The organism is Streptomyces sp. VNUA24 (assembly GCF_029167005.1).
GTDB classification, from domain to species: Bacteria; Actinomycetota; Actinomycetes; order Streptomycetales; family Streptomycetaceae; genus Streptomyces; species Streptomyces scabiei.
Genome location: NZ_CP119143.1, coordinates 3,039,784 through 3,056,354, shown reverse-complemented (window position 1 = coordinate 3,056,354; position 16,571 = coordinate 3,039,784). Strand labels below are relative to the sequence as shown.

General features: G+C 71.5%; 12 protein-coding genes. 6 read left to right on the top strand and 6 right to left on the bottom strand.

Features of this window, described 5'->3' with window-relative positions; genetic code table 11:
* Positions 1-355: 355 nt before the first annotated feature.
* The 4 genes from PYR72_RS12780 to PYR72_RS12765 all read right to left on the bottom strand — a co-directional run bounded on the left by PYR72_RS12780 (position 356) and on the right by PYR72_RS12765 (position 6,590).
* Entirely contained in the window at positions 356-1,021 is a 666-nt protein-coding gene (locus PYR72_RS12780; RefSeq protein WP_275455456.1) for a response regulator transcription factor, read from the bottom strand.
* Positions 1,022-1,291: 270 nt separating this feature from the next.
* Entirely contained in the window at positions 1,292-2,302 is a 1,011-nt protein-coding gene (locus tag PYR72_RS12775) for a LacI family DNA-binding transcriptional regulator (protein ID WP_275455455.1), read from the bottom strand.
* 213 nt (positions 2,303-2,515) lie between these two features.
* Positions 2,516-5,398 carry a Tat pathway signal protein gene (locus tag PYR72_RS12770; protein ID WP_275455454.1) on the bottom strand — a complete coding sequence of 961 codons (2,883 nt, stop codon included), beginning with the start codon at positions 5,396-5,398 and terminating at the stop codon, positions 2,516-2,518.
* A gap of 178 nt (positions 5,399-5,576) precedes the next feature.
* Positions 5,577-6,590 (bottom strand): hydroxyacid dehydrogenase, encoded by a 1,014-nt coding sequence (locus PYR72_RS12765; protein WP_275455453.1) that lies wholly within the window; start codon positions 6,588-6,590, stop codon positions 5,577-5,579.
* Between the two features lie 371 nt (positions 6,591-6,961).
* On the opposite strand from PYR72_RS12765, the gene PYR72_RS12760 reads away from it, so the two are divergent.
* Genes PYR72_RS12760 through PYR72_RS12740 form a run of 5 tightly spaced genes read left to right on the top strand, consistent with a single transcriptional unit; the run spans position 6,962 to position 12,537 of the window.
* Entirely contained in the window at positions 6,962-8,287 is a 1,326-nt protein-coding gene (locus tag PYR72_RS12760; RefSeq protein WP_275455452.1) for an extracellular solute-binding protein, read from the top strand.
* A 33-nt stretch (positions 8,288-8,320) separates the two neighbouring features.
* Complete coding sequence (locus tag PYR72_RS12755) at positions 8,321-9,274, top strand: sugar ABC transporter permease (RefSeq protein ID WP_275455451.1); 954 nt, start codon at positions 8,321-8,323, stop codon at positions 9,272-9,274.
* Entirely contained in the window at positions 9,271-10,137 is an 867-nt protein-coding gene (locus PYR72_RS12750) for a carbohydrate ABC transporter permease (RefSeq protein WP_275455450.1), read from the top strand. The genes PYR72_RS12755 and PYR72_RS12750 overlap by 4 nt, the downstream gene beginning before the upstream one ends.
* A 7-nt stretch (positions 10,138-10,144) precedes the next feature.
* Positions 10,145-11,740, top strand: a complete 1,596-nt coding sequence (locus PYR72_RS12745) for a glycoside hydrolase family 43 protein (protein WP_275455449.1) — start codon at positions 10,145-10,147, stop codon at positions 11,738-11,740.
* Entirely contained in the window at positions 11,737-12,537 is an 801-nt protein-coding gene (locus PYR72_RS12740; protein WP_275455448.1) for an alpha/beta hydrolase, read from the top strand. Before PYR72_RS12745 ends, PYR72_RS12740 begins: the two co-directional genes overlap by 4 nt.
* 536 nt (positions 12,538-13,073) lie before the next feature.
* Here PYR72_RS12740 and PYR72_RS12735 read toward each other — a convergent pair.
* Positions 13,074-14,258, bottom strand: coding sequence for a magnesium and cobalt transport protein CorA (locus PYR72_RS12735; RefSeq protein ID WP_275455447.1), 1,185 nt, complete (start codon positions 14,256-14,258; stop codon positions 13,074-13,076).
* Between the two features lie 267 nt (positions 14,259-14,525).
* On the opposite strand from PYR72_RS12735, the gene PYR72_RS12730 reads away from it, so the two are divergent.
* Positions 14,526-15,656: a winged helix DNA-binding domain-containing protein gene (locus PYR72_RS12730; RefSeq protein ID WP_275455446.1), complete on the top strand. Its 1,131-nt coding sequence runs from the start codon at positions 14,526-14,528 to the stop codon at positions 15,654-15,656.
* 111 nt (positions 15,657-15,767) lie between these two features.
* On the opposite strand, the gene PYR72_RS12725 is transcribed toward PYR72_RS12730, so the two are convergent.
* Positions 15,768-16,559 (bottom strand): serine protease, encoded by a 792-nt coding sequence (locus tag PYR72_RS12725; RefSeq protein ID WP_275455445.1) that lies wholly within the window; start codon positions 16,557-16,559, stop codon positions 15,768-15,770.
* Positions 16,560-16,571 lie beyond the last annotated feature (12 nt).

The window sequence follows — 16,571 nt, the reverse complement described above, 5'->3', positions numbered from 1 at the left end:
GGCAGCACCGCTTTCGCGACGTCGAGGGGGAGAGCGACGCGGCCCGCTCCCGGCCCTCCTGCCGGAAGACCGGGAGACAGCGTACGGCCACGGTCGGGCCCTACAAAGGGCAGCGGGCTCCCGCGGATTCAGTCACGGGCGGGCCAGGTCCGGGGTGAGCGTGGGGGTGTTGGACGGGGCCCGGGGCCGGCCGGTCGTCACGGCCGGGCTTTCGCTGCACCAAGGGAGCCCGAGCGCGATCGGCCCGGCCGACGGTCGACGGCCGGCGGCTCCGCCCCGGCAGGCCCTCCGCATGGCCCGACGAGACGGATGACGAGACGGATGACGGATGACGGATGACGGATGACGAGACGGTTCAGGAGCGGCCGTCCGGCGGACGGATCCCGGCGTCGTGCGCCAGGATGGCCGCCTGGACGCGGTTGGCGCAGCCGAGGGCGGCGAGGATACGGCTGACGTGCGTCTTGGCCGTGCCTTCGCTGATCAGCAGCGCCTTGCCGATCTCGGCGTTGGAGGAACCCTCGCGGAGCAGGAGCAGCACGTCACGCTCGCGGTCGGTCAGGGCCGCGACACGGCGCCGCGCCTCGTCGGCCTGGCCCGGGTCACGGCTGACGCAGCGTTCGATCAGCTGCCTGGTGACCCCGGGCGAGAGGACGGGTTCACCGGCGGCCGCCACCCGGACCGCCCTGATCAGATCGTCGGGCGGGGTGTCCTTGAGGAGGAACCCCGCGGCGCCGCAGCGCAGCGCCCGGGTGACGTACTCCTCCTCGCCGAACGTGGTCAGCATGACCACGCTGGTCCGCGGGGCCACCGTCCCGATCCCGGCCGCCGCGGCCAGCCCGTCGACGCCGGGCATACGGATGTCCAGCAGCGCCACGTCGACGAGGTGTCTGCGAGCGAGCTCGACGGCGTCGGCCCCGTTGTCCGCCTCGGCCACGATCTCGATGTCGTCGGCGACTTCGAGCACGAACCGGATCCCGGCGCGGATCAACACCTCGTCGTCGGCCAGAAGCACCCGAATCACTTGCACCCCACTCAGTCGACCGTGACGACCCCGACGGCCCACACGCGAGCCGGCTCCGGCCAGGACACGGCGAGTGCCACGGGCACCGGCACCCCGATTATCGACGAACGCCGAGACGGTACCCACCGAACGGCGACACGGGGAGTTCCAGGCCGGTCCGACGACACATGCCGGCCCCGTCGCCCTCCGGTCGTCCACGGCACAGCGCGGCGAGGTCCGAGCGCCACCCTTTTGACCCCTCGGGATCGTGACCGCCTCGGCCCGGCGTCGTCATCCCGGCCGGCGGACCGACTGCCGTATCACCAGCTGTGTGCTGAGCACGACGTGGTCATCGGCCGTCAGACGCTCTCCGCGGCCCAGTGCCAGCCTGACCGCCGTGCGTCCCAGGTCCTCGTAGGGGACCCGGACCGTGGTGAGGGCGGGACTGAGGTCGGCGGCGAAGGGGACGTCGTCGAAGCCCACCAGGGACACGTCACCGGGGACGTCGAGACCGGCCTCCCGCAGCGCGGCCAGCGCGCCGGTCGCCACCACGTCCGTGCCCGCGAAGACCGCGGTGAAGTCCAGCCCGGCGGCGAGCGCCTCCCGGATCCTCTGGTAGCCCGAAACCCGGGTGTAGGGGCCGGGCATGTCGAGTTCCTCGGCGAGCGGCACTCCGTGGGCCCGCAGCGCGTGCAGCCACCCTTCGCGGCGTCGTTCGGCCGTGCTCAGCAGCGGGTCGCCGCCGAGGAACAGAATGCGTCGGTGTCCGGCGGTGAGGAGGTGGTCCACGGCCTGGAAGGCGCCCCCGCGGTTGTCGTACTCGATCACCGTGACGGGAAGACCGTCGGGCAGCGGCGGCCGGCCGACGAGCACCAGGCGGGACCCCGCGGCGTCCAGGGCCCTGGCGTACCCGGCCATGCGCGCGCGGTACGCGTCGTCCTGCACCGCGCCGCCCACCAGCACCACCGCGCCCGCGTGCTGTTCGCGCATCAGCTGCACGAGGTCGTCCTCGCGGGCCGCGTCCCCGTGCGTGGCGCAGACGAGGCTCAGCCTGCCGCGGTCGGCCGCCTCCTGTTCCACTCCGGCCGCCACATGGGCCAGCGACGGGCCGGTGATGTCCTGGATGACCAGGGCGATGGGACCGGCCACCCGCCCCGAGAGGGCCTTGGCGTGCACGTTCACCACGTAGTGCAGCGAGTCCACGGCGGCCATGACACGGGCACGCGTGGTGGCGGACACCGGGTAGTTGCCGGCGAGGGTGCGGGAAACGGTTGCTACCGAGACACCGGCCCGGGTGGCCACATCGCGAATCGTGCTGGGCCGGTCGCCGCCCTGTGCGCCGTTGGGCCCACGCCTGGACCGTCTGGCCTGTCCGCTGTCCGAGGAACTGTTTCCCGCGCTCGTCACAACCCGACGTTACTGCATCCGAACCCCCTTGCGAGGACCGAGTACGGGAAACCACCGTCCAGGAACGGTAAACGTTTACCCCATTCTGTCGCCTTCTCGTGCACGTACTCAGCGCCTGCGCAGCACCACCGTGGTGCCGGGCTTCACGGTCAGCTCGGCGCCGTCACCCACGTGCGCGCCGCTGACGAGATTCACGCAGTCGCCGAAGTCCTCGGTGGAGAGCGTGTAGCTCCGGTCGCCGGTGGTGTTCATGCCGATCAGGTACGGGCCGTACGCGCACCGGTAGAAGGAGGCGCGCCCGGCGAAGGGGGTCTCGACGCCCAGCGGGGAGTCCGGCACGTCGTCGGGTGCCTTGGCCAGGGGCAGCACCTGTCCGGCGAACGCCTGGTGCAAGGTGTCGCCGGGCGGCGGGAAGCCGCCGCCGGGGAGGTTCAGGTCGGCCACGCCGAACTCGAAGTTGACCCAGTCGGGCTCGGTCGCGGCGCGGCCGTCGGGGACGTACTTCACGTCCTGCGCCACGGTCGCCGAGCGTTCGATGCCGTCGGCGTCGATGAGGTGGACGCGGGCGAGCCGGTTGACGCCCCAGCGGGCCCGCCAGTACAGCGAGACGTAGAGGATCTCGTCGCCGTGCTTGACGGCGACCACGCCGTTCTCCTCGTCGGAGAAGACGAAGCCGGGCTGCCCGGGGGTCATGGGCAGCCGGGTGCCGTTGTCCGCGGCACCGCTGACGTACGCGTGGTCGTCGGCCGTGCTCAGCAGGTTGAGGTTGGTCCGGGACGTGGCTCCCAGGTCGTAGGTCTCCTTGAGCACGTGGAAGACCTGGTTGTCGGTGAGGGACTGCCGCGCGTACGCGGTGATGTCGGGGTCCTTCAGCAGGGCGGCGAGCCGCATCGGGTGGCCGTCCCACTTGCTGCCCTCGTCGTAGGCGATCACCCCCGGGTACTCGGGGTCGCGCCAGCCGATGACGGCTTCGATGCGCATGGTCCGGTAGCCGTCGGCGTCCAGCGCCGGGTGGTGGAAGACCGCGCGGGCCTTGACCATCTTGACCAGGTGCGCGCGGAGCTCGTCGTCGTCGACGCCGCCGACGCCGATGACCGCGTCGTACACGAGCGCGAGCCAGTCCTGCAGCTCGCCGTAGTTCCCGGCGTAGCCGAGCTCCTTGGAGATGCCGGCCCTGGTGACCTGGTAGTAGGAGGCGCCCAGGGGCTCGGTCGGGGTGCCGTCGGCCTTCTCGGCGCCGAGCCAGGGGGTCAGGCCGACGGACTGGTGGATGTAGGTGCGGGCCTTGGTCTCGCCCCACGCGTCGGCCGAGCCGAGGAGGCTCAGGCCGCGGTCGGCGAGGTAGAGGCCGATGGCGCAGATGATGGCCTGGTTGGTGTACTGCGGCCAGTTCTGCCGCCAGTACTCGCGGCTGTCCCGCAGCATCTTCGTCCACGCGTCGCGGCGGATCACGGGCTTGGCGGTCGCCGTGGCGGGCGGGGTGAGGGTGAGGTCGTCGAACCAGGCGGTGCCCGCGCTCGCGAGGCGGACCTGGACCTCGGCCTGGGTGGCGGTGGCGGGGGTGGCCAGGCGTGCGGTCACGTGCTCCCAGTCGTGGGTGCCCGCCGAGGCGTAGAACTTGTGGTCGCCGCCGACCAGGGCGCCGGAGGCGTTGAAGAAGAGCACGTCGAGGTAGGCGCCGTTGGTGGCGACGCCGTCGGTCTTGATCCAGGCGCCGTAGGTGTAGGTGCCCTGTTCCAGCGGGACGCGGGCGCTCGGGGCGAGGCCCACGGTGCCCGAGAAGGGGACGGTCACCTTCGCCGAGGCCGTACCGCCGCGCGAGACGGTGGTGTCGCGGCGGACGGTTCCGCTGCCCGACCAGGTCACCGAGCGCCAGCCGGTGGGGGAGGTGGTGCCGAACTCGAAGCCGGCGTTGGTGAGGGTGCCCGGGGAGCCGATGACCGGCTCGTCGAGCAGGGGCTCGTAGGTGTCGCCGAGCAGCAGCAGGACCAGGCCGAGGCGGCCCAGTCCCATCCACTGCTGGGCGGAGTCGGTCATCACCGTCCGGTCGCCGAGGTACTTCCAGTACAGGGCGTCCAGGCTGCTGGTGATCTGCAGGGGGACGGCGCTGTCGTGGTACGCGGCGGTGGACGGCATCGCGTAGGCCCGTGCCAGGAACTCCAGGTACCACGGGTCGAGCTGCGGGGAGGTCCGGGACGCCTCGGCGGCGGCCTGGGCCACCACCCGGGTGTTGATGGCGTCCACGACCTCCTTGCCCGGGGAGGGGCGCAGCCGGGAGCCGGGCAGGGTGCCGGTGACGTCGTGGCGGTCCAGCCGGAAGTACGGCTGCCGGTGGGTGTAGAGCCGGTAGACGCCCCGGCTGGGGCGGGCCATGGGCTTGTAGTAGTCGGCCGCGGACTGCGCGTACCCGGAGATGCGGCCCATGGAGCGGATCTCCAGGGAGACCGAGCGCTTGCCGTGGGTCAGGTCGGTCGGCAGCGGCAGGGTGTGGAAGTAGAACCGTTCCGGGGTGCGCGGGTCGTCGGCGGCGATGTCGAGGGGGTCGACGGCTCCGAGGTGGTAGTGGCCGACCTGCTTGCCCTCGGCGAACAGCTGCAGCCGGCCGAGGTCCTCCCCCGCGTCCGAGCCCCACAGTTTGATCGTCACGTAGGTGGTGCCCTTGGGGCGGCAGGCCATGGTCACGGCCAGGGTGCCGCCCCAGAAGTCCGCGGTGTCCTTGGGCTTGAGGACCCGGGCCGACTGCCCGAGGCCGCCGGTGACGACGTCGGAGAGCGTGGCCGTCAGCCTGTGCTCCGTCTCGGACGTGCTGTCGCCGAGGACGAGCGTGTCGAGGGCACGCGGCGCCTGCTCCGCGTCGTCCGCGTCGGTGAGGAGCGCCGGCGGAGACAGCGCGTCGGCGGGGGCGGCCTGCCAGAGCTGGCCGACGGTGAGGGCGCCGGCGGTGCCGGCCGCCGCTTTGAGCAGGGATCTGCGCTGAAGGGCTTCGGACACGGGGGATTCCTTTCGGGTGCGGCTGCGGCCGCCCGGGGTGGTGGCCGCCCGGGGTGGCCGCCCGGTGCGGGCGCGCTGCGTCGACGGGGCATCGACTGCGGCGGAGCGCCGTGCGACGGGGGCTGGTGAGGGAGGAGCCGGGGAGCCTCTGCGAGGGGAGGGAGGGAGAGAGACGGGCTCAGGCGCTGATGGCGAGTTCGGCGCGGCGGACCGCGTGCGCGGGTGCGAGACCGGCCGTGAGGCGCTCCAGCTCCTCCACGGCCGTACGGCCGAGGCGGGCCAGTTCGTTGCCGAGGGAGCCGGCGATGTGCGGGGTGAGGAAGACGTTGGGCAGCCGGTAGAGCGGGGAGCCGGCGGGCAGCGGTTCGGGCTCCGTGACGTCGAGCACGGCACTGAGCCGGCCGGAGACGAGTTCGTCGGTGAGCGCGTCGGAGTCGACGAGGTTGCCGCGCGCGGTGTTGATCAGGACAGCGCCGTCGGGCATCAGGGCGAGCCGCTCGCGGCTGAGCATCCGGTACGTCTCCGGGATGTCGGGCGCGTGCACACTGACGATGTCGCTGGTGCGCAGCAGCTCGTCGAGCGGCAGCGGTTCGGCGCCGAGCGCGCGGGCCCCGGCCTCGGGGACGTACGGGTCGTACAGGCCGACCCGCAGATCGAAGGGGCGCAGCAGTTCCAGCAGGCGGCGGCCCACCCGGGAGGCGCCGACGACACCGACCCGGCGGCCGAGGTTGCCGACCGCGGCGTACGCGCCGGGGGCGGGGTACGCGTGCTCGGCGCGGAAGCGTTCGCGGAGCCCGAAGGCGTCCTTGCCGGCGAGCAGGATGGCGGCCAGCGTGTACTCCGCGACCGGGAGGGCGTTGGCGGCGACGGCGCTGGAGAGGGTGAGGCCGCGGTCCCAGAACGCGTCCCCGACCATGCTGCGCACGCTTCCGCCGGTGTGCAGGACGGCCCGCAGCCGGGGGGCGGCGTCCAGCACCGCGGCGCCGAGGTGCGGGCAGCCCCAGCCGGTGATCAGCACGTCGGCGGTGGCCAGCGCCCGGGCCGCGGTCGGCTCGGCGAAGTCCCGTACGACGAGGCCCGGGTCGACCGTCGCCAGCTCCCGCAGCCGGGCCATCAGGGGCGGGGGGAAGAGCTCGGGCAGATGCACGGGGTTCATCGCGAACACGGCGACGGGCGGCGGTGAGGTGGGCATGACGCTCCTGCATGGCGATGAAGGGGAGCGAACCGGACAGTGCGGTTCAGTAAACGTATTCCACGCTACGGAGACGTCGAGGGGCCGGTCAATACGCCGATGACGGTAACCTGGGCGACGCATGCGATCACGGAGAGTGTGAAGGCTTGATAATCTGCGAGGTCAGGCGGCTGTTGAAGTAACGGCTCGGCAAGATTGGTGAAACAATCTCAATCCACCCTCTTGTGCCTGCGTCGCCCGGGGCCTACGGTCCACGACAGCAAACGGTTACTTTTCTCGGACAGTGGATGCGGATTCCCTGTCCCGTCTCATCTCTGACCGCGCCGGCACCCCCACAGCGAGCGCCGTCCAGTTCCCTGCGTGGAGGACCGATGTCCCAGTTCCGTACCAGAGCCCTCGCCTCGGCCGCCGCCGTGGCCTCCCTGTCCCTGCTGCTCGCCGCGTGCGGGGGCGGCGACGGCTCCGACTCCGCGGCCAAGACCACCAAGGGCAAGGTCACGCTGGAGTTCTGGAGCTGGACCGAAGGCATCGAGGCCCAGACCGAGGTGTGGAACAAGGAGCACCCCGACACCCAGGTCAAGTTCGTCAACGCGGCCGGCGACACCGTCTACCAGAAGCTGCGGGCCGCGGTGAACGCGGGCACCGCGCCCTGTCTGTCCAAGATGGACGGCATGAACCTGGCGAGCTTCGCCGCCGACGGGCTGCTGACCGACATCACGAAGCCGGCGGCCCGGTACAAGGGCGCGTACACCGTCCCCGCGTGGAACGCGGTCAGCCCCGGCGGCACCACGTTCGGCATCCCGATGGGCTCCTCACCGCTGTTCACCGCCTACCGCGCCGACCTCTTCGAGAAGTACGGGATCGAGGCCCCGAAGACCTGGGACGACCTGATCGCCGCCGGTAAGAAGGCGCAGAGCGAGAACAAGAACGTCAAGATCTTCAACATGGCCGGCGAGGACCCGAGCACCCTGGTCGACCTGTCCTGGCAGGCCGGTGCCCAGTGGTACAAGGTCGACGGCGACCACTGGGTCATCGACTTCACCTCGCCCGACGCCCTGAAGGCCGGTGACGTCGTGCAGCGGCTCGTGGACGACGGCCTGGCCTCCAGCGCCTCCTACGCCGACCCGGGCGTCTTCAAGACCTGGGACCTCGGCAGGACGATCGCGATGACCACCTCCACCTGGCAGCTGCCGATCTACGACACCAACTTCCCCAAGTCGAAGGGCAAGTGGGAACTCTCCGACGCCCCCGTCTTCGACACCGCCCAGCCGCGCACGTCCAGCAACTTCGACACCACCGCCGTCCTGAAGGGCTGCAAGTACCCGGACCGCGCCGCCGAGTTCGCCGCCTGGCTGTCCAGCAGCAAGGAGTCGCTGACGACGCTCACCGACCCGGCCTCCAAGTCGGGCCTCTTCCCGGCGGTCAAGGACGTCTCGCCGTACGTGGACAAGATCATCCCCACCGAGATGTTCAACGGGAGGTCCGACAGCGCGAAGGTGATCACCACGGCCGCCTCCCGGGTCGGCGACCAGTGGCAGTACGGCCCGAACTACGCCCCCATGTACTCCGAGATGCAGAAGCAGTGGGGCCGGGTCATGAAGGGGGAGCTGAAGGTGAAGGACATGCTGGCCTCGCTGCAGAAGTGGACCCTGGACGACCTGAAGTCCAAGGGCATCAAGGCCGTCGCCGGAAGCTGACCCGTCCCGTAGGCACCACGTCTGGAGACACCCGTGTCCACCCTGACGCGACCCGCGCGGGTCGCCACCGACTCCCCGGGCCGGCGGCCCTCCCCCCGCCGGCCCGGGCGAAGGGGAGCCCGCAAGGGGCTGCTCTTCGCACTGCCCTTCCTGCTGGGCTTCCTGGCCACCTATGTCGTACCGATCGGCTACGCCTTCAGCCAGAGCCTGTACGAGAAGAAGGGCAGCGGTCTCGGCTTCGGCCCGACGCGGGTCGTCTTCACCGGCTTCGCCAACTTCTCCTCGGTCCTGGGCGACACCGCCTTCTGGACCAGCATGCTGCGCACCCTGGCCTTCGGCACCGTCCAGCTCACCGTCATGCTCGGGCTGTCCCTGCTGCTCGCCCTGCTGCTGGACGGGGTGGCCGCCCGCGCGGTGCGCTTCTTCCGGGCGGCGCTGCTCATCCCGTACGTCGTACCCGCCGTGGTGTCCACCGTGATGTGGCTGTTCCTCTACAGCCCGACCGGCTCCCCGCTCATCGACATGGCCCACGGCGCGGGCACGGACATCGACTTCTTCGGCGGCCTCAACACCTATCTCTCGCTGGGCAACCTGCTCACCTGGCAGGGTGTCGGCTTCAACATGATCCTGATCTCCGCCGCGCTCCAGGCACTGCCGCGCGAGCTCTACGAGGCGGCCCGCCTGGACGGGGCGCGGGAGTGGCGGATCGCCTGGTCCATCAAGATCCCCAACATCACCGGGATCCTGGTCCTGACGGGCATGTTCTCCCTGATCGGCCGGCTGCAGCTGTTCGCCGAGCCGCTGCTGCTCCGCCAGGTCGCGCCGGAGTCGATCAACACCGACTTCACTCCGATGATGGAGATCTACGACAAGGCGTTCAGGACCGGCAACTACCAGTACGCCGCCGCCGAGTCGCTGATCCTGGCCGTGGTCACCGGGATCATCGCCTTCGTCTTCTACCGCGTCACGAACAGGAAGATGTCATGAGCAGCATCGTCGACGGCGGCGCGGTGCGCCCCACCCGCCGGGCGGTGGCCCTGACCACCGGCCTGCTGGTCCTCTTCCTGCTCTACTCGCTCGCCCCCACCTGGTTCCTGGTCGTCTCCGCGACCAAGAACCAGACCGACCTCTACTCCACCTTCGGCCTTTGGTTCTCCGACAACCACCTGGGCGGCAACCTCAAGGACATCTGGACCTACCACGACGGGGTCTTCACCCGCTGGATGGGCAACTCGATCCTGTACTCCACCCTGGGCGCGGCGGGCTGCACGCTCGTCTCGCTGGCCGCCGGGTACGCGATGTCGAAGTTCGAGTTCCGGGGCCGGGGCGCGCTCTTCGCGGTCATCGTGGGCGCCTCGCTGCTGCCGAGCACCCTGCTGGCGTTCCCGCTCTACCTCGTCTTCGCGAAGATCGGCCTGACCGACACCATCTGGTCGATCCTCGTCCCGTACTTCATCAACCCCTTCGCGGTCTACCTGGGGAAGGTGTACGCGGACAGCTCCGTGCCCACCGAGCTGATGGAGGCCGCCCGCATCGACGGCGCGGGCGAGTTCAGGATCTTCTGGACGGTGGCGCTGCGGCTGATGCGGACCGGCGGCATCACCATCTTCATGCTCGTCTTCATCGACATCTGGAACAACTTCTTCCTGCCGCTGTTCATGCTCACCGGAGAGCGGACCTTCCCGGTCAGCCTGGGCCTGTACTCCTGGCTCCAGCAGGCCCAGAACGCCCGGGACATGAACACCCTCGTCCTGACCGGATCCCTGCTGTCCATCGTGCCGCTCGCGGTCTTCATGTTCTCGCTGCAGAGGTACTGGCGCAGCGGCATCCTCATGGGCAGCCTCAAGTGAGGTACGCGTGATCCACAACCCCGTCCTGCGCGGCTTCGAACCCGACCCGGCGATCCTGCGGGTCGGCGACGACTTCTACATCGCCACGTCCACCTTCGAGTGGTACCCCGGGGTACGCCTCCACCACTCCCGGGACCTGGTCGACTGGCGTCCCCTGGGCGGCGTCCTGGACAGCAGGCGCCTGCTCGACCTCGCCGGCGTACCGGACTCCGGCGGCGTCTGGGCCCCCGGACTGTCGTACGCGGACGGCCTGTTCCACCTCGTCTTCACGGTCGTCGACACCTACGCCGAGGGCTGGAAGGACCTGCCCAACTACGTCACCACCGCCCCCGCTGTCGAGGGCCCCTGGTCGGACCCCGTACCGCTGCACGGACGCGGCTTCGACGTCTCCCTCTTCCACGACCACGAGGGCGACGGCCGCAGCTGGCTGCTGAACATGCGCTACGACTGGAGGCCCGGGCACGAGTCCTTCGCGGGCATCGAACTCCAGGAGTACGACCGCACGACCCGGTCCCTGCGCGGCGAGGTCCGGACGATCTCCGTGGGCACCCCCGCCGGGGTCGCCGAGGGCCCGCACCTCTACCACCGGGACGGCTGGTACTACCTCGTGCACGCCGAGGGCGGCACCGGCTACGCACACGGGGCGGCCGTGGCCCGCTCCCGCGACCTCCTCGGCCCCTACGAACCCGACCCCGCCGGGCCCCTGCTCACCTCCCGGCACGACCCGAAGCTGGAGCTCCAGAAGGCCGGCCACTGCTCCCTGGTCCGAACGCAGAAGGGCCAGTGGTACGCGGCACACATCACCGCCCGCCCCTACGGCGAGCGCGGACGCTGCGTACTGGGCCGGGAGACCGCGCTGCAGCCGGTGACCTGGACCGAGGACGGCTGGCCCCGCATCGCGGGCGCGGTCCCGGCCGTGACCGTGCCCGCGCCCGGTCTGCCGTCCGCCCCCGCGCCGGAGCGGTCCCCCACGGACCGGTTCGGGACGCTGGGCCCCGACTGGTCCACCCTGCGCCGCCCGGCCGGCCCCGACTGGGTCGAACCCGCCCCCGGGCGGCTGCGCATCCGGGGCGGCCAGTCACCGGCGGGCCGTCGCACCCCCAGCCTGGTCGCCCGCCGCGTCACCGCCCGACAGTGCGTCTTCGAGACCGAGGTGACCTTCGCGCCCCGCACCCCCGACCACCTCGCCGGACTGACCGCGTACTACAACACCCGCAACTGGCACTACCTGTACGTCACCGCCGAGGACGACGGCTCCCCGGTGCTCCGGGCCCTGAGCTGCGAGGCCGGAAAGCCGACCGCGCACCCGTCCCGGGTCCCCCTCGCATCGGGCCGCCCCGTCCTGTTGCGGGCCGAGTTCGACGGCCCCGACCTGCACTTCTCCTACGACACAGGCTCCGGCGGTCTCCAGCCGCTGGGACCGTGCCTCGACGCCACCGTCCTGTCGGACGAGCACGCCGACGAGTTCCACGACGGACAGCTGAGGGTCCTCGGCTTCACCGGCGCGATGGTGGGGCTGTGGGTGCAGGACCTCGACGGAGCCGGCGTCCACGCGGACTTCACCCGTGCCACCTACCGACCCGTACCGGACGGCGGCCGATGACCCTCCTCGACCTCGGCCGCATCCGCCTGTTCCGCACCGCCCTCGGCCCGGCCGACGCGCCCGCGCTGCTCCTGGTCCACGGCTGGGGCGGCGACGGACGGGAGTGGTCACCGCACGCCGAGGCGCTGAGCGACGGCTTCCGCGTCCTGGTCCCCGACCTGCGCGGTCACGGCCGCTCCGAGGTCCCGGACCTGGGCAACACCCCGCAGGAGATGGCCGACGACCTCGCGGCACTGATCGACACCATGGTCACCGGGCCGGTGACCGCCGTGGGCCACTCCATGGGCGGCCAGGTCGTCAACCTGCTCGCCGTCCGCCATCCGCACCACGTCCGGTCGGTCGTCGCTCTGGACCCGGCCCACGGGGCGCACGGCGAGGAGGTCGACCGGATGCCCGACCGGCTCGCCGCGTACGAGGAACACGGCGCCCGCGCCGCCGCCGCCTTCGTGGCCGGGGCGTTCTCCCCGCAGGCCCGGCCCGGTCTGCGCACCGCGCACGTCCGCACCATGCTGGGCACCCCCGACCACGTCATCGCCCAGAGCTACGCGGGCATGTACACCGACCCCGGCGCCGTCGGCGTCCGCCCGCACAGCGAGGCCCACCTGCGCCGCCGCTCCCAGCGGGCCCTGACCGTGTGGACGTCCGCGGAGGCCGCCGCATGGGAACGCGGCACCCTGCACGTGCCCGGCTCCCGCGTGGAGCACTGGCCGCACACCGGGCACTACCTGCACGAAGAACGAACGGAACGCACGATCCGCCTGATCCACGACTGGGTGACGGGGGAGAGCGCCGGCTGAGTCCCGCAACGGCGACCGCACACCGGTCACCGACCTGACGCTGCGGCAGCTCGCCCCGCCGTGCCCGTGTCGCCGGGGACCACGGTGACGCCCTTGACGGGCGCGCACCGGCGGCGAGCCGCTCCCGTATCGGGCATTGCCGCACAGGACATGGTGCCGGGGCGGAGACGGATGGGCGGAGGAAGGGCGTTCGGCCGACCCGGAACTCTTCCGACCGGATCGGCAGGGCGGAGCAGATCCGTCAGGAAGCGGAGGACGAGGTCTTCGGCACGGTCCAGCTGATAGCGGGCACGAATCCGCAGCTCGTGATCAAGTTCCCGGACAGCGGCAGCGGGAAGTACGTCTTCGGGCCCCCGGGCCTGCGGATGGTAACTGTCCAGCAGCCGCTCTGTTCCGGCCCCGCGCAGGACCTCACGGTGTCCGCGACGTTGGTGGAATTCGACTCCGGCGACGTGACGGAGGAGAAGAAGGTCATCGGAACTAGGGCCACCTCACGCAAGAGAAAAGCCCTCAAGAGCCGACTTCCCGGCGACGGTTCAGAGCCAGTCCCGCCGTTTGAAGATGACGTACAGACTGGTGCAGACGACCGCCATCAGAACGATCGCGAAGGGGTAGCCGAAGACCCAGCGCAACTCGGGCATGTGCCTGAAGTTCATCCCGTAGATCGTCCCGACCAGCGTCGGGGCGAAGAGAATCGCCGCCCACGACGAGATCTTCTTGATCTCCTCGTTCTGTTCGAAGCCCGCCTCCGCCAACGCCCGCATCTCCGCGTTCTGTTGCTGCGTGACGAGGGTGGCGTTCACCGTGAGGATCTCGGTGAGGGCCTGGCGGAAGCCGTCGACGCGTTCGCTGGTGTGGGTGACGTGGTCGGCGACGTCGCGGAGGTAGCGCTGGAGTTCGTCGTCCGTTTCGTACTTGGTGAAGCCGGCCATGAGGCCGTGGAGCATGCCGACCAGGGGGCGGGTGGCGCGCTGGAACTCGACCATCTCGCGGGAGAGTTCGTAGATGCGCCGGGAGACCGCCGGGTCGCCGCGGAAGACCTCCGTCTCGATCTCGTCGACGTCGTTCTGCACCCCGGCGACGACGGGCGCGTACCCGTCGACCACCGCGTCGAGGATGGCGTAGAGGACCGCCTCGGGGCCGAGCCTCAGCAGTTCCGGGGTCTCCTCCATGCGGCGGCGGACGGCCGACAGGTCCGGTGCCGCGCCGTGCCGGACCGTGATGACGAAGTCCGGGCCCACGAAGACGTGCAGCTCGCCGAAGTCGACCTCCTCGGAGGCGTCCAGGTAGCGGGCGGCGCGCAGGACGACGAAGAGGGTGTCGCCGTAGCGCTCCAGCTTGGGGCGCTGATGGGCCTCCATCGCGTCCTCCACGGCGAGCGGGTGGAGGTCGAACTCGGCAGCCAGGGAAAGCAGTTCCCCCTCGGTCGGGCGCGCGAGCCCGATCCACGCCATCCCGGCCGGCGCCTCCCGCAGCTCGCGGTAGGTGTCGGCCAGCGTGGCGGGGGAGGAGACGCGCACGCCGTCCTGGTACAGGGCCGCCTCCACCACGCTGGCCGCCCGCTCGGCCGGGGCCCCCTCCGCCGGTTCGCGGGTCCGGGACGCGGGCGGGACGGGTGGTGTCGTCGGAGGGGGCAGGGCGCGGCGCCAGCCGGACTTCCGGTCGCCCCTCCGGGCGGAACCGGCACTCCCGGGGGCCGGGCGTGCGCGTCGATCGGCCATCGCGGATGCCTCCCGAGGTGCGCGTACACGTACGACTGTGCGATCACCGAGCAGGATATACGGGGCAAACGGCCCGGGGGCGGCGAGGGGCGGCGAGGGGCGGCGAGGGGCGGCGCGGGGCGGTGAGGGCCGGTCGGGGGCCGGGCAGGGGTGCTCCGGGGCGCCCAGGCAGTTCGGCGACGGCGTCTCGGGCCCATCGGAAGCATCGGCCGCGTCGCGGACCATCGCGGACAGAACCTGTCCGCAACCCCCGCTAGCGTGCACAGCATGACGAACAAGGCGACCCAGACCGCCCCCCGGATCGGCACCCGCGCGCTCAACCGCGCGACCCTGGCCCGCCAGCTCCTGCTGCGCCGGGAGCCCCTGTCCGCGCACGCCGCCATCACCCACCTCCTCGGGCTCCAGGCACAGAACGTACGGCCGCCGTACTACGCCCTCGCCGCCCGGCTGGACGGCTTCGCGCCCGAGCAGTTGTCGGCGCTGATGGCCGACCGGGAGGTCGTACGCATCGTCACCATGCGGTCCACGATCCACACGCACACCGCAGACGACTGCCTCGGCCTGCGGCCGCTGGTGCAGCCGGCCCGGGAGCGGGAGCTGAACATGTTCCGCAAGGGGCTGGCCGGGGTCGACCTCGAACGGCTGGAGACGATCGCGCGGGAACTCGTCGAGGAGCAGCCGCGCACCCTCAAGCAGTTGCGCGAGGCACTGATCGTGGAGTGGCCCGACGCCGACCCGTTCGCCCTCGGTCTGGCCGCCCGCTGCCGGCTGCCGCTCGTGCAGGTCACCCCGCGCGGTCTGTGGGGCAGGAGCGGGCAGGTCGCCCTGACCACCGCCGAGCACTGGCTCGGCCGCCCGGCCGAGGAGGCCCCCGCCCCGGAGACCGTCGTCCGGCGCTATCTCGCCGCCTTCGGACCCGCCTCCGTCAAGGACATGCAGGCATGGGCCGGAGTGACCCGCCTGCGCGAGGCGTTCGAGCGGCTGCGCCCCGAGCTGCTCGTCCTGCGCGACGACCGCGGCACCGAGCTGTTCGACCTTCCCGACGCGCCCCGCCCCGACCCGGAGACGCCGGCGCCGCCCCGGCTCCTCCCCGAGTTCGACAACCTGCTCCTCTCCCACGCCGACCGCTCCCGGGTGGTCCCGCCGGACCTCAAGGGCCGTTCCTGGCAGGGGAACCAGGCCCATCGCACCTTCCTCGTCGACGGATTCCTGGCCGGCCTCTGGAAGCTCGGCGACGGCGCCCTCACCCTCGAACCGTTCGGCCCGCTCACCCGGCAGCAGCGGGCCGACCTGGTGACGGAGGCGGAGCGCACGCTCACGACCCTGCGCGAGGACGCGGGCGGCGCCCACCCCGACAGCACCGTCCACGACATCCGCTTCGGCACCGTGGCCGGCTGACATCGGGCATGGAGAGGGGGCGCCGCGAACCGCTCGTGGCAGGTTCGCGGCGCCCCCTGTGTGTTCCCGGGGACGTGCCCCGGGAGCCTGTCGGGTCGCGCCCGGCCTCGGTTACGAGGCGATCTGCGCGGCCACCGTGCTGGAGAAGGTGGTCAGGCGGGTGTAGATGCCGGGGAACCCGGCGTCCGCGCACCCCTCGCCCCAGGAAGTGATGCCTGCCAGGACGCCCCCGATGAGCAGGGGACCGCCGCTGTCGCCCTGGCAGGTGTCGACGCCGCCGGAGGTGTATCCGGCGCAGACCATGTCGCTCGCGATGAAGTCGGAGCCGTAGGAGGTGCGGCAGCTGGAGTCGGACACCAGCGGCACGGTCGCGGTGCGCAGCTGGTTGGAGGAGCTGCCGTTCGAGGCGGTGGCTCCCCAGCCGAGGATGCGGGCGGTGGTGCCGGCCGCGTAGACGCCCGTGTTCGAGGACGAGACGTACTTCGCCGTGGTGTACGGCATCGCCGTGGACAGGGTCAGCACGGCGACGTCGTCACCGGTCTTGACGTCCCGGAAGCTCGGGTGGACCCATATCCTGCTCACCCGGCTGACCGTGCCGTTGGTGCCGTTGGCGTAGGTGCGGCCGCCGACGACCCTGACACTGCTGGTGGTCTCGCCCTCCATGCAGTGCGCGGCGGTGATCACCTTGGTGGGCGAGACGAGGGTGCCCCCGCAGAACTGGTCCTGGGAAGCGTCCGTGATCTGCATGACGAAGGGGTACGCGGACGCCGTGGTCGTCGTGCCGCCCACGATGGGCTGGGGAGCGGCGGCGGCGCCCGGCGCGGTGAGCAGCGCGGCCGCGGCGGCGGCAGCGGTGACCGTCGCGGTCGCCATCGACTTCTTGACACGGTTGAGCCCGAACATGGTGCTCCTGAG